Origin of the sequence: Halobacterium rubrum (genome assembly GCF_021729015.1) — an archaeon.
GTDB lineage: Archaea > Halobacteriota > Halobacteria > Halobacteriales > Halobacteriaceae > Halobacterium > Halobacterium rubrum.
The window spans coordinates 452,625-465,650 of the sequence record NZ_JAJQQZ010000003.1 but is presented as its reverse complement, the minus strand read 5'-3'; the positions used below and the strand labels follow the sequence as shown (position 1 = coordinate 465,650).

Sequence of the window (13,026 nt, the reverse complement as noted above, 5' to 3'; positions counted from 1 at the left end):
GATTCAGTCGATGAGCCGGTCGACGTCGGCGTGGTCGTGGAGGAGCCGCTGCATCACGTCGACGGTGTGTTCGTCGCGGACGCGACCGCCCCGCACGAGGCCTTCGGCACGTTCGAGCGTCGTGAGCGTGTCCGACTGCACCGACAGCACCGGTACGCCAGCGTCCGCGGCTTTCCCGAGCACGGCGCCCGGCGGGCGGTGGCCGCCCGTGAGCACGAGACACCGGATGCCGGGCGCGTCGAGGGCGGCCGTCTGGACGTCCGCGCGGTCGCCGCCCGTGATGACGGCGGCGTCCTTCGTGCGCCGGAAGTGGCTGAGCGCGGCTTCGCCGCTCATCGCGCCGACGAGGAACCGCTCGACGACGTCTTCTTCGCCGCTGTCCTCGGTCAGCAGGGTCGCGCCGAGGTCGGACGCGAGGTCCGCGACGCTGACGCCCGCGAGTTCGCGCTCGACGGGGAGCACGCCGAGCACGGGGATGCCGCGGGCCTCGAGGAACGGCGCGACCTCGCTCTCGACGTCGTCGTAGGCGGCGTCCTCGACGGCGTTGAACACGACGCCCGCACAGCGATCACCCAGCGATTCGGCGGCGGCGAGCACGTCGTCGACGTCGCCGGGCTCCTCGTAGTGGGCGAGGACGATGGCGCGCGCGTCCAGCAGTTCGGCGATGTCGGCGTCGGTCAGGTCGACGATGCCGCCCGTCGCGGGGTCGTCGGCGCCCTCCACGACCATGAAGTCGCGGTCCTCGGCGAGGCCGTCGAACGCCTCGCGGACGCGGTCGGCGAGTTCCTCGTTGTCCTCGCGGCCGCGGATGGCGCCCTGGACGAACGTCGGCGAGTACACGACCGGTTCGAGGTCGTGCATCTCGGCGTCGAGGTCGAGGAGGTCGCGGGCGAGCATCGGGTCCGCGTCGAGGGTCTTCCCGACGTTGCTCTGGAGCCGGGTGCCCTTCGGTTTCATGTAGCCGACCGTCTGGTCGCGCTCGGCGGCGAGTCGCGCGAGTGCGAGCGAGACGGCGGTCTTGCCGGTGCCTGCGTCGGTCGACGTGACGAGTAGCGTGTTGGTGTCTGTCATAGTTCCTCAGGGTCGATGGTGAGTCGCACGTCCAGTGCCGTCGCGCCGTCGCCCGTGGCGAGCAGCGGGTTGACGTCCAGTTCGAGGATGGCCGGGAAGTCGGTGACCAGCTGGCTGAGCCGCTGGATGCTCTCCGTGATGGCGGCCTCGTCGGCCGGGTCGCGGCCGCGGGCGCCCCGCAGCAGCGGCGCGGAGTCCAGGTCGTCGATCATCTCGCCGGCCTCGCGGTCCGAGACGGGAGCGACGCGGACGCTGGTGTCTTCGAGAATCTCGACGAAGATGCCGCCCAGACCGAACAGTAGCAGCGGTCCGAACTGGGGGTCGCGGTTCATGCCGAGGATGGTCTCCGTGCCCGCGTCGACGTCGACCATCTCCTGGACCTGCACGCCGAGGATGGTGGCGTCGGGCTGGTAGTTCTTGGCGCGCGTGACGAGGTCCTCGTAGGCGTCGGCGACGTCCTCGTCGGAGACGCCGACCTTGACGCCACCGATGTCGGACTTGTGGAGGATGTCGGGGCTGACGATCTTCATGACGACGTCGCCCTCGATGTCGTTGGCGACCCAGCGGGCGTCCGCGGGGTCGTCGACGACGTCGCCCTCCGGCGTCGGGATGCCGTAGGCGTCCAGGAGGTCCATCGCCTCGACGCCGAGCCGGGTGGCGCCGCGGTCGGCGGCGTCCTCGAGAATCTCCCGGGCAGCCTCGCGGTCGACGTCGAACTCGGTGGGTGCCTGGTAGTCGCGGGCCTGGACCTCGCGCTGGACGGCGAGCGCGTCGAGGCTGCCGATGGCGCGCGCCGGGTCGAAGTAGTTCGGGATGCCGGCCTCCCGGAGCACGCCCGCGGCTCGGTCGGTGCGTTCGCCGCCCATCAGGCAGGTCACGACGGGCTTGTCGTGTTCCGCCTGGAGGTCGACGACGGCTTCGCCGAGTTCGGCGTAGTCGATGACCGCCGTGGGCGCCGACAGCACGAGCGCGCAGCCGACGTTGTCGTCGGCGAGCACGGTGTCGATTGCCGACCGGAAGCGGTCGAGTTCGGCGTCGCCGATGACGTCCACGGGGTTGTAGACGTTCGCCTCGTCGGGCAGCGACTCGTCGAGGGCGTCGAGTGTCTCGTCCTGGAACGACGCCATCGACAGCCGGGAGTCGCCGACGGCGTCGGTCGCCATCACGCCCGGGCCGCCGGCGTTCGTGACGACGGCGACGTTCTCGGAGTCCGGCATCGGGAGGCCGTCCAGCGCTCGCGCGAAGTCGAACAGCTCCTGGACGTTCTCCGCGCGGACGACGCCGGCCTGCTGGAAGCCCGCCTCGTAGGCGGCCTCACTGCCGGCGATGGTCCCCGTGTGGGAGGACGCCGCCTGCGCGCCCGCCTCCGTGCGGCCGGACTTCACGACGACCGCCGGCGTCTCCGTCGTGACTTCGCGGGCCGCGTCGATGAACTCGCGGCCGTCGTCGATACCCTCGAGGTAGCCGAGGATGACGTTGGTCTCGGGATCGTCGCCCCAGGCTCGCATGAAGTCCGTCTCGCCGAGGACTGCCTTGTTGCCGAGGCTGGCGACGTCCTTGAAGCCGATACCCTGGTCGTTCGCCCAGTCGAGGACGGCCGTGATGAACGCCCCGGACTGACTCATGAACGAGAGATTGCCGTCCAGCGCGTTCGACGGGCCGAACGTGGCGTTCAGTCCGGTCGGCGTCGACAGCACGCCGAGGCTGTTGGGGCCGACGAGGTTGAGGTCGTACTCCTCGGCCGCCTCGACGAGCTCGCGCTCGCGGTCGGCGCCCTCGCCGCCGGTCTCGCTGAACCCGGCGGTGATGACGACGACGTTCCGGACGCCCGCCTCGCCGGCGTCGCGGACGGCGTCCACGACGATGCTGGGCGGCACGACGACGACCGCGAGGTCTACCGCTGGTGCCTCGCCGAGGTCCGGGTAGCAGGTGTACCCGAGTACCTCGTCGCGGCCGGGGTTGACTGCGACGACCTCGCCGTCGAAGTCCCCGAGGTTGTCCACGATGGCGCGACCGATCGACCCCTCGCGGTCGGTCGCACCGACCACCGCGACCCGCTCGGGGGCGAACAGCCCGCCTGCGTCTTCTTGTGTCTTCACACGTGGACCGAGGGCAGACGCCGGCTTAAATCTGGGCGACGTTCCCGTGGCGGGAGAACCGCTCTCCCACGATGATTCGTGACAGTCCGGGGCTCTCGTGGTGGTCTGGGACCGGGTCACCAGCGGTCTCGCCAGTCACTCGCCGGAGCCGGCCGTCCCCGACTGGTGGAGCCGGTCCTCGTACTTCTCGAGGGCCTCGTCGAGGGCGTCGCCGGCGTCGTAGTCGAGTTCGTCGGCGAGCGCGAGCAGACAGAACAGGGCGTCGCCGAGCTCGTCGCGGTCGACGTCGGCACCGGCCGTGGCGCCGTAGTCGGTGGTCTCGTTGACGTTCTTCGCGAGCTCACCGACCTCGCTGGTGAGGTCGAGGACGCGGTGCTCCGGTGGTGCGTGGAGGTCGTGGTCGGCGAGGAACGCCGCGACGCGCGCTTGTTCGTCCATGCCGGTGGCGTCGACGGACTGCGACTTCAACCACGTGGTTTAGGCTTCCCAAAGTTCAGTTTCCGATTCGGAAACTGTTTTGGGTGTGCTCGATAACCCTCTGGCATGGTACTGACCGGGGAGCTCGCGTTCGTCTTCGTCGCCGGCCTCCTGACGGACCTGGCGACGGGCCTCGGGGCGCTCCCGTTCTTCTTCGTCGACGACGTCGACGACCGGTGGCGCGTCGGCCTCTGGGGACTCGCGTCCGGCATCATGCTCTCCGCGTCCGGCTTCGGCCTGTTCCGGGAGGCCCTGAACTACGGCGGCCCGGTTCAAATCGGGCTCGGCGCGCTCGTCGGCGTCGCGCTCGTGCTCGTGGCGGGACGCATCATCGACGACCACGAGTTCGAACCCCGGGAGATCGCGGCCGCCGACTTCAAGAAGCTCGTGCTCATCGCCGGCGTGCTCACCGTCCACTCGTTCCCAGAGGGCGTCGCCGTCGGCGTCTCCTTCGCCGACATGGGCCTCGAGGGTGGCATCCCGATTGCGGGGTTCACGGTCCCCGTCCTCGCAGTGTTCATGACCATCGCCATCTCCATCCACAACGTTCCGGAGGGGCTGGCGGTGTCCATCCCGCTGCACGAACACGGCGCGCGCCGCTGGACGCTCGTCGCCGTCGCCGTCTTCACCAGCGTTCCGCAGCCGATCGGCGCCGCCATCTCCTACATCTTCGTCCAGATTGCCCGGGCCGCGCTGCCGTTCGGCTACGGCTTCGCCGGCGGCGCGATGGTGTTCCTCGTGGTCAGCGAGTTCCTGCCGGAAGCCCGCGAGGTCGGGCGTCGCCTCCCGAACGGCGGCACCCGCGAACTCGCTGTCGGCCTCGTCGTCGGCATCCTCGGGATGGTCCCGATGCTGCTGTTCGCGTAGCAAAACGGCGAAGGCGGCGGTCGGAGTGGCCGCCTCAGAGGACGATGGACTTCTTCCGGACGAACTCGTGGATGGTCGAGTCGAGGCCCTCGCGGCCGATGCCGGAGGCGTCGTTGCCGCCGAACGGCACGTCGCCGAGGCCGTGGCTCGGTGCGCCGTTGATGCGGACGGCGCCGGCGTTCACGCGCTCGGCGACCCGCATCGCGCGGTCGTGGTCGCTGGTGAAGACGGCGGCGTCCAGCGCGAGGTCCGAGCGGTTCGCCAGGTCGAGAGCGTCGTCCTCATCCTCGATGGTCGTGACCGCGCAGACCGGACCGAACTGCTCCTCGTCGACGATGCGGGCGTCCCGGGGAACGTCGGCGAGCAGCGTCGGCTCGTAGTAGTGGACGCCGTTGTCCTCGTACTGCTGGCCGCCGCGGACGACGGTCGCGCCGCGGTCGACGGCGTCGTCGACCAGTTCGGCGACCCAGTCGACCTGGTCGCCGCTGACGAGCGGCCCGAGGTCGGTGTCTTCCTCGAAGAGGTCGCCGACCGTCCAGTCGTCCATCGCGTCGTCGACGCGCGCCACGAGGTCGTCGTGGACTGACTCGTGAGCGAGCACGCGGGAGACGGCCGAACACCGCTGGCCCGCGTACTTCAGCGACCCCTTCGCTGCGGCGCTGGCGGCGTCGTCGAGGTCGGCGTCCTCGAAGACGATGGCCGGCGCGTTCCCGCCGAGCTCCATGTGGAGCCGGGTGATGCCGGACTGCCGGGCGACGTGCTCGCCGGCGCCCGACGACCCCGTCATCGCGATAGCGTCCACGCGGCTGTCCGACGCCAGCGGGTCGCCGACGACGCTGGACTCACCGGGCACGAAGTTGAACGCGCCGGCCGGGAGGCCGGCCTCGGCGACGATTTCCGCGAGGATGGCGGCGCTGACGGGCGTCTTGCTCGCGGGCTTCACGACGACGGCGTTGCCGGCGGCCAGCGCCGGCGCGACCTGCAGCGCCGTAGTCGCGAGAGGGTAGTTGTACGGGGAGATGCACAGCACGGTCCCCATCGGCTCGTGCTTGACGACGGCGCGCCAGTCCTCGTGGCCGGCCGTCGTGCCCTCGCGGTACTCTCCCTTGAGGTGGCGAATCTCGCCGACTGCGCGCTCGAAGCGCTCGGCGGCACTCTGGACTTCGCCGCGCGCGCTGGAGATGGGTTTGCCCGCCTCCCGCACGATGACCTCCGCGAGTTCGTCCTCGCGGGCGCGGATGCCGTCGGCGATGGCTTCGAGCCACTCGACGCGCTCGGGCACCGTCGTCTCCCGGAGGAGCGACTGGACGTCGTCTGCCGCGGCGAGCGCGCGCTTGGCGTCGCCCGCGCTGGCGGCGGCGACGGACGCGAACGTGCCGCCGTCTGCGAGGTCCGAGACGGGCATCGGGTCCCCGTCGGACACCCACTCACCGGCCACGAAGGGTCGCTCGCGGCGGTGGATTGCGTTTTGCTCCATGTGCGACCCTTGGCAGCCGGCCGGTAAAGAGTTTACTCAAAATCGAAGAAAGATTGCTCCGGGGGCTTGATGGGGGTCGGCGGCCTCGGTCCGCGCGTGCCAGCACCGACCGTCGCCGCCTGCCAGACCGACGTCGCCGACCTCGACCCGGCCGCGAACCTCGCCACCGTGGGCGAACGCCTCGCCGCCCTCGAGGACGGCGTCGACCTCGCGCTCTTCCCCGAGTACGGCCTGACCGGCTTCGTCGCCGACGAACGCGTCTACGACGCCGCCCTGACCCGGGACGGAACTGAACTCGACCGCCTCGCAGCGTACGCCAGCGACCACGACCTCGCTTTGCTCGCGGGGTTCGTCGAGGACGCCGCCGACGGCCAGTACTACAACACCGTCGCCTACGTGACCCCGGACGGCGACCGGACGTTCTACCGGAAGCGCCACCTCTGGGCGGCCGAGAGCGAGGTGCTCGCGACCGGCGACGACGCCGTCACCGTGGACACGCCGGTCGGCGAGGCGGGCCTCGTCACCTGCTACGACCTGAACTTCGTCGAGGTGAGTGCCGCGTTCGCCCGTGAGCACGTCGACGCCCTGCTCGTCGTCGGCGCGTGGCCGGGCACCTACAGCGAGAACTGGCGGCTGCTCCTGAGGGCTCGCGCGCTCGACGGCGTGCGCTGGGTCGTCGGCTGCGGTCGCACCGGCCGCCGCGACCTCCCGGACGCACCCACCGTCGACTACGCCGGTCGGTCAGCCGTCGTGCGACCCGACGGCGCCGTCGGCCGCGCGCTCAACCGCGACGAACGCACGCTCGTCGCCGACCTCGACCCCGAGATTCTGACCGAGCAACGCGAGTTCATCCCCGTGCTGGGCGAGGATTCTTAGCGCGCGCCGTCCACACCCCGTCATGGACGCCGCTCGACGAGCCCGGCTCGCCGTCCAGCGCTGCCGAACCCGGCACGCCCCGGACGACCGAGTCGCCGTCTTCGACCTCGAGGTCGCTGGCGACCCGCCCGCGCTCACCGGCGCAGTCTCGACGCCCGAACTCCGCCAGCGCGCGCTCCGCGCGGCCCGGGAGGCGGCCGGGGCGCACGTCGAGTGCGAGGTGACAGTGCTCTCCCGGCACGCCGAGCCGGCCACGTGCAGCGAGCGCGTGGCCGCCGTCCGGGATGCACCCGCCCACGACGGCGAGCGCGTGACGGAGCTCCGGTACGGCTGTGAGGTGACGGCGTTCGACGCGACTGGTGGCTGGCGCCGGGTCCGCGCACCCGACGGCTACCTCGGGTGGGTCCGAGACGGTGTGCTCGCCACCCCCGTCGACGTGACCACCGACGCCCTGACGACGGCCGAGCTGTCCGTCGACGGCGTGACCGTCCCTCGGGGCACAGACTGCGAGCGTCTCGGAGACGGCCGACTCAGGTTCGGAACTGGCGGGGAAGCCGACTCGGACGCCGCAGCGGCGCCCCGCGAGCCGACCGGTGTGTCGGTCGTCGCGGCCGCCCGCGAGTACCTCGGGACGCCGTACCGCTGGGGCGGCACCACGACCGACGGCATCGACTGCTCTGGGCTCGTCTGGCAGGCCTACCGCCGGCACGGGCTCGCGCTGCCGCGGGACGCCGACCAGCAGCGCGCACTGGGCGACCCGGTCGACCGGGACTCGCTGGCGGCGGGCGACCTCTTGTTCTTCCCGGGCCACGTCGCCGTCGCCACCGGCGGCTCGTCGTTCGTCCACGCCTACGGACCGGCAGACGCAGTCACGGAGAACAGCCTCGACCCGGCTGACGACGGCTACGTCGCCGACCTCGACGAGTCGTTCGCGTGCGCGAAACGACTGCTGTGAGCACAGCGTGGGCTCGCGTCAGGCCGCCCGGACCGCGTCCAGCAGTTCCTCGTAGTCCGGCTCGTTCGTCGGGTCGTCGGCGACCCACGAGTGGGTGACCTCGCCGTCGTCGTCGAGCACGAACACCGCGCGGTTCGCGACGCCGTACAGCCCGAGGTCCGGGAGGTCCATCTCGAGGTCGTACGCGCGGATGGCGTCGCCGGCGGTGTCGCTGACGAGGTCGAACGCCAGTTCGTGTTCGTCCCGGAAGGCGCCCTGACAGAACGGGGAGTCGGCGCTCACGCCGAGGACGGTCGCGCCGGCGGCCTCGAACTCGTCGAGGTGGTCCTGGAGCGCGACCATCTCGTTCGTGCACGGCGGCGTGAACGCGCCCGGGAAGAAGGCGAGGACGACCGGGCCGTCGCCGAGGCGTTCGGACAGCGAGAAGTCCTCGTGGTCGGTCGTGCCGAGCGTCGCGTCGAACGTCGGGGCGGTGTCGCCTGTCGAGAGCATCGCCTGTCAGTACGGCGTCACGAACCATAAGTCCGGTCGCGAACCGATTCTCAGGCCGACAGCACGCGGTCGGTGAACGCGGGCTGGTCGCCGTCGGTGAACTGCTTGACGACGCGCTCCTCGGCGCGGTGCAGAATCTCGCTGCACGTCGACTTCGCCATCTCGAGCTCGGCGGCCAGCTCCTCCTGTGTGCACTCTCGCGGCGAGTCGTAGTAGCCGGCGTCGATGGCGGCGTTCAGGACCTCCTGCTGGCGGTCCGTGAGCACGGCGTCGAAACTCGTCTCGTCGCGGATGTGCTCGACCATGTACCCGACCTCCGAGCGGTCCAGTTCGGCCGCGAGATCCGACAGCCGGTTCCGCGTCGTGGTGACCTCCCAGTCGACCTCGCCGTCGGCGATTTCGAAGGGCATCTCCACGGGGACACCGGTGCGGTCGAGCACCCGGAGGAGGATGGGGGCGTCGGCCTCGATCTGGACGACTGCGCGGTCGTCGTCCTCGTGGAACACCTCTACCGCGTGGACGTCCTCGTAGCCTGTGATGTCCTCGCAGATGCGAGTGGGGTCGTCGGCGTACAGCTCGACGAAGCCGACGCCGAGGCCGTCACAGGACTGCGCGGACCGCACCTGGAAGCGCGCGTCGGGGTACTGCCGGGAGACCGTGCCAATCCACGTCTGTTCGGGGACCGTCAGCGTCAGCGACGCCTGGACCATTTTAGGTTAACCCAAAACGCTGCGGGGGGAGTACCTGACGCCGAACGCCTTCGGTTCGCGTCGGATAAACGACGACGGTCCGCTGGACCCACAGCTGTCGACTGTCTCACCAGCGGCGCAGAAATCGCGTCGGCGCAGTCGGTCAGCTCTCGCTGGCGCGCTCCAGCGTGAACGGGCTGCCGTCACCGGCCGGTGCCTCGAGCACGCGCTGTACGCGACCGTGCCACTGGTCGTAGAACTGCTCGCGCTCCGCGTCGGACGCCTCGCCCGCCACGAGCTTCCCGACGGCCTGCATCGGGCTCCCGCCGCCGTCCTCGGGGTCGACGCCGGTCGCCGACGGGTCGAACGACACCCGGACGGTCTCGTCGGTGTCCTCGCGCGTGAATGCGAACGACCGCCCCGGCCCCGGCACCTCGCCGAACGAGAGCAGGTCGTCGCGGCCGCCGTACCCGCCGAAGCCGGCGAACCCCGTCTCGTCGGCGGCGCCCGTGACGTGCCGAATCACGTTCGCCATCGGCCCGAGGCCCGGCTGCTCGGGCTCGCCGCCGACCCGCACCGATACCTCCGACCGGACCGGCGTGGACTCCGGATACAGTTCGTCCAGCGCGAGCTGGGTCGCGCGGTATGCGCCCGCGACCGCCGGACACGCGTGCCCGGCGGCCTTCGCGACCTCGGGGAACGTCACGACCAGCGGCTCGCCCTCCGGTACCATCCCGAGGACTTCCGCCAGCGGGTCGCGGACGCGAATCGGGTCCGCGTCGGCCAGCCGCTGCCACGGCGTGGTGTCGGCGTCTGTGGCCGCTCGCCCGGTCTCGTTCGTGTCGCTGTGCGTCGACGCTGTCGTCGGAGCGCTGTCACTCATGGTGGATGTCGTCGGCCGCGTCGTCGTCGTGAATCCGCAGGTAGGTCGTGTACTGTTTGCTGACGATGCCGCTGCGCTCGCTCTCGACGCCCAGCAGGTCGTGGGCGGTCTGGGCGGCGAGCTTCGGGTACTCCTGTTTCGCGCGCCGGTCCGTGCTCACGATCTCGAGGACCGCCCCGTCGGGCAGGTCTTCGAGCGCGCGCTGCACGCGTACGATGCCGTTCGCACAGCCCCGGCCGCGGTTGTCGACGGTCCGGTCCGGCTCGACGTCCGGCAGGGACTCCGGTGGCTGGTGGCTAGTCATCTGCCTCGCCTGTCGTCGTCGTGGTGGCCGTCGTTTCGCTGTCGGCGGTGTCCGCACCGTCGTCGGCGTGCGCGAGGTCACACACTCCGTCGATGGGCGAGCACGCCCGCCACATCGGGCAGAGCTTGAAGATGGCGAAGAGCACGCCGATCAGCCCGAGTTTCGACAGCACGGCGAGACCGAGTAGCGACCCCACGTACGTCGCCGCAGCGACGCCGAGCCCGTCGACGGCCTGGTAGAGGCCGGTGAACAGAATCGTCGGGATGACGAACCGGACCGCCCACCGGAACCGCTCGAGCTGTTCGCCGGCGGCCCGCACGACCTCGGGCGTCGGGTACTCCTGGCCGGTGGGGACGGCGGCGAAGATGTTCCAGACGGCGCCGCCGACCCAGACCGAGAACGACAGCAGGTGCAGCGCGCGCACGGCGACGGCGGCGAGGCTGCCAGACCGCAGCGCTACCTCGGCTGCCGCCGTGAGCGCGACGGCGGCGACGGCGGCGGCGAGCGCGAGCACCCCCAGCGGGTGCCGGAACTGGCGGTCGACTGGCTGCGAGCGCGCGACCTGCGCGCTCCCCGCCGCACCCAGCACGAGCAGCGACGCGCCGAGACTCCCGACGAGCAGGGGGTCGATCCCAGCCGAGCGGTACCGCCAGAGTACGGCCACGCCGGCGGCGAGCACGACGGCCAGCGACGCCGCGGCGAACCGGTCGTAGCGACCGTACATCTGGGCGCAGTACTCGTCGGCGCCGGTCTCGAGGTCTGCCGGCCGGACGAAGCCGTGCTTCCACAGCAAGCCGCCGGTGAGCACGCCGAGCGCGACGAGGTACAGCCACGTCGCGCCCGCGGCCAGCAGCGACCAGTCTCCCGACAGGCGCAGGGAGACAGCGGTGCCGGCCAGCGACGCGGCCAGGATGATGGCGAGCGCCGCCTTCGGGAGCACGTACTTGTCGAAGAGGTCGTCGGCGAGCGCCGTGGACGTCCGCTGTCCCTGTTGTGCCATCTGGAGTCCTCACCCGCCCGAGGATTAGGGCGACCGAAACAAAGGGGTGCTCGCGCACATATTCGCCCGACACTGGTTAGGGGGTGGCCGCGAACAACCGGACACGATGCAGACAGTCACCGTCGAGCGGACCGTGGACGCCCAGCCGGCTAGCGTCCGGGACGCCCTCGGCCGGCTCGAACCGTTCGTGGAAGCCTCGGGGTTCGACGAGGTCGCCGTCGACGGCGACACCGTCGAGGTCGGCAACCAGGTCGGCATCATGACCCTCGAACTCACCCTCGAGGTCGTCGACGACCCGGACGCCGACCTGGCGTACGTCCAGACGGAGGGGCTGTTCGACGAGATGTCGACCACCTACACCGTCGACCCGGCCATGGGCGGCGACGCCTCGGTCGTGACCGCGACGACGGACTTCTCGCTGGACGTCCCCGTGCTGGGCGACGTACTCGACGCGACGGTCATCAAGCGCCAGCGCCGCAAGGAACTCGAGAGCCAGTTCGACTGGCTCCAGCAACAGGCGGCCGGGTCGGGGGCGGACGAGTCGACAGTGAAGTGACCCGGTGTCCGTCCCAGCCCCGGTCGGAGCAACGACTTTGTCGTCGGCTGCCGATAGTCGCGGGCATGGGAGATCGCGCCTGCTACCGCGAGCACTGCCCGGACTGTGACGCGCAGGTGACCGTCGTCACCGAGGAGTGCCCGGATTGCGGGCGCGCGCTCGACGTGACGTAGCCGCGCTCAGAACGGCGCGTCGACGGTCTCGTCGGGCGCTGTGCCAGCTCCCGCCTCCTTCCCGACGAGCACCCGGAACTCGCCGGGGTCTTTCGCGCGGTAGGACCAGTGGAACTCGGGGCCGGCCTCGGCCTCGAACTGGTGGTACAGCGGCTTCGGGTCGTGGTCGTTGACGAGTACGAACCCCTCGCCGGCGTCGAGGTCCTCGTAGGCCTCGAAGATGGCGTCGTGGCGCTGTGCGGGCGGGCGGTCCCGGACGTCGAGCTCGTGAGCGACGGTCAGTTCACCGTCACCTTCGTCGCCCGAATCGTCGTCGACGTCGGCAGCGTCGGGCTGCTTCGTAACGCGCACGCGGACCTCCCCGGGTTCGCGCTCGCGAATCTCCCAGCCGAAGGCGTCCTCGCCGTACTGTTCTTCGAACTCGCGGCGCAGCGGCTTCGGTTCGTGGGGTGCGACGACGTCGAGGCTGTCGCCCGCCGCCAGGCCGCCGTAGCGGTGGTGGATGGTCGGGTGGCGGTCCGGCTTCGGAATCTCCCGGACGTCGAACGTCGCGGTCGCTCCGTCGTCTTCGTCGTCGCTCTCGGAGGCGCCCGTGCGCGAAATCTCGACCCGCCACTCGCCGGGGTCCTCCCGCTCGTAGGACCAGCCGACGACGTCCCCGTGGACGGACTGGAGCTCGTGGTACAGCGGCTCGGGGTCGTGGTCGTTGACGAGCACGAACCCCTCGCCGGGTTCGAGCAGCTCGAAGGTCTCCGTCAGCACGGTGTGTCGGCGCCGCGGCGGCATCTCGCGGACGTCGAACGCCGGGAGCTCGTCGTCGGCCCGCTCGTCATCCGGGGCCCGCCTGGTCGCGCGGAGCTTCCACTCGTCGGGGCCGTCCTGCTCGTAGGTCACGTCCACCTCGGGGGCCCGGAGTACGCCGTACTGGCGGAGCGTCGGGTGTGGGTCCTCGTCGGCGACGACGACGAGCGACTCGCCGTCGTCGACGGCGTCGAGCTCCTCGAAGACGCGCTGGCGGCGCTCCGACCGGTCGGTCTCGGTGACGTCGATGGCGGTCTGCATCACTCGGGAGGAGACGCCCCACGCGAGTAGGGCCTCGGCCGAATC

Annotated in this window: 14 protein-coding genes; 4 read left to right on the top strand and 10 right to left on the bottom strand. The window is 70.9% G+C overall.

Annotated elements, in window-relative coordinates; translation table 11 throughout:
• Positions 1-3: 3 nt before the first annotated feature.
• The 3 genes from LT971_RS13790 to LT971_RS13780 all read right to left on the bottom strand — a co-directional run bounded on the left by LT971_RS13790 (position 4) and on the right by LT971_RS13780 (position 3,608).
• Positions 4-1,071, bottom strand: coding sequence for a phosphotransacetylase family protein (locus tag LT971_RS13790; protein WP_237007523.1), 1,068 nt, complete (start codon positions 1,069-1,071; stop codon positions 4-6).
• The gene (locus LT971_RS13785) at positions 1,068-3,170 is read right to left on the bottom strand and encodes an acetate--CoA ligase family protein (RefSeq protein WP_237007522.1); all 2,103 of its coding nucleotides are present in this window, start codon (positions 3,168-3,170) and stop codon (positions 1,068-1,070) included. The genes LT971_RS13790 and LT971_RS13785 overlap by 4 nt, the downstream gene beginning before the upstream one ends.
• Before the next feature lie 135 nt (positions 3,171-3,305).
• Positions 3,306-3,608 carry a MazG nucleotide pyrophosphohydrolase domain-containing protein gene (locus LT971_RS13780; protein ID WP_237007521.1) on the bottom strand — a complete coding sequence of 101 codons (303 nt, stop codon included), beginning with the start codon at positions 3,606-3,608 and terminating at the stop codon, positions 3,306-3,308.
• A 105-nt stretch (positions 3,609-3,713) separates the two neighbouring features.
• Here LT971_RS13780 and LT971_RS13775 point away from each other — a divergent pair, with 105 nt between their 5' ends.
• The gene (locus LT971_RS13775) at positions 3,714-4,514 is read left to right on the top strand and encodes a ZIP family metal transporter (protein ID WP_237007520.1); all 801 of its coding nucleotides are present in this window, start codon (positions 3,714-3,716) and stop codon (positions 4,512-4,514) included.
• A 34-nt stretch (positions 4,515-4,548) separates the two neighbouring features.
• Here LT971_RS13775 and LT971_RS13770 read toward each other — a convergent pair whose 3' ends face one another.
• Complete coding sequence (locus LT971_RS13770; RefSeq protein ID WP_237007519.1) at positions 4,549-5,991, bottom strand: aldehyde dehydrogenase family protein; 1,443 nt, start codon at positions 5,989-5,991, stop codon at positions 4,549-4,551.
• A 96-nt stretch (positions 5,992-6,087) separates the two neighbouring features.
• On the opposite strand from LT971_RS13770, the gene LT971_RS13765 reads away from it, so the two are divergent.
• Positions 6,088-6,867: a carbon-nitrogen hydrolase family protein gene (locus tag LT971_RS13765; protein WP_237007518.1), complete on the top strand. Its 780-nt coding sequence runs from the start codon at positions 6,088-6,090 to the stop codon at positions 6,865-6,867.
• A 22-nt stretch (positions 6,868-6,889) separates the two neighbouring features.
• A complete protein-coding gene (locus LT971_RS13760) occupies positions 6,890-7,822 on the top strand; it encodes a C40 family peptidase (protein WP_237007517.1) in 933 nt (310 codons plus the stop codon).
• A gap of 18 nt (positions 7,823-7,840) precedes the next feature.
• Here the strand turns inward: LT971_RS13760 and LT971_RS13755 are convergent, their stop codons facing one another.
• The 5 genes from LT971_RS13755 to LT971_RS13735 all read right to left on the bottom strand — a co-directional run bounded on the left by LT971_RS13755 (position 7,841) and on the right by LT971_RS13735 (position 11,190).
• The gene (locus LT971_RS13755; protein WP_237007516.1) at positions 7,841-8,314 is read right to left on the bottom strand and encodes a redoxin domain-containing protein; all 474 of its coding nucleotides are present in this window, start codon (positions 8,312-8,314) and stop codon (positions 7,841-7,843) included.
• A 50-nt stretch (positions 8,315-8,364) separates the two neighbouring features.
• A complete protein-coding gene (locus LT971_RS13750) occupies positions 8,365-9,024 on the bottom strand; it encodes a helix-turn-helix domain-containing protein (protein WP_237007515.1) in 660 nt (219 codons plus the stop codon).
• Between the two features lie 142 nt (positions 9,025-9,166).
• On the bottom strand, positions 9,167-9,886 hold the full coding sequence (locus LT971_RS13745) for a hypothetical protein (RefSeq protein ID WP_237007514.1): 720 nt from the start codon (positions 9,884-9,886) through the stop codon (positions 9,167-9,169).
• Complete coding sequence (locus LT971_RS13740) at positions 9,879-10,190, bottom strand: sulfurtransferase TusA family protein (RefSeq protein WP_237007513.1); 312 nt, start codon at positions 10,188-10,190, stop codon at positions 9,879-9,881. The genes LT971_RS13745 and LT971_RS13740 overlap by 8 nt, the downstream gene beginning before the upstream one ends.
• On the bottom strand, positions 10,183-11,190 hold the full coding sequence (locus LT971_RS13735; protein WP_237007512.1) for a hypothetical protein: 1,008 nt from the start codon (positions 11,188-11,190) through the stop codon (positions 10,183-10,185). Before LT971_RS13735 ends, LT971_RS13740 begins: the two co-directional genes overlap by 8 nt.
• Positions 11,191-11,296: 106 nt before the next feature.
• On the opposite strand from LT971_RS13735, the gene LT971_RS13730 reads away from it, so the two are divergent.
• A complete protein-coding gene (locus LT971_RS13730; protein WP_237007511.1) occupies positions 11,297-11,746 on the top strand; it encodes an SRPBCC family protein in 450 nt (149 codons plus the stop codon).
• A gap of 179 nt (positions 11,747-11,925) precedes the next feature.
• Here the strand turns inward: LT971_RS13730 and LT971_RS13725 are convergent, their stop codons facing one another.
• Entirely contained in the window at positions 11,926-12,981 is a 1,056-nt protein-coding gene (locus LT971_RS13725) for a DUF2249 domain-containing protein (RefSeq protein ID WP_237007510.1), read from the bottom strand.
• Positions 12,982-13,026: the final 45 nt, after the last annotated feature.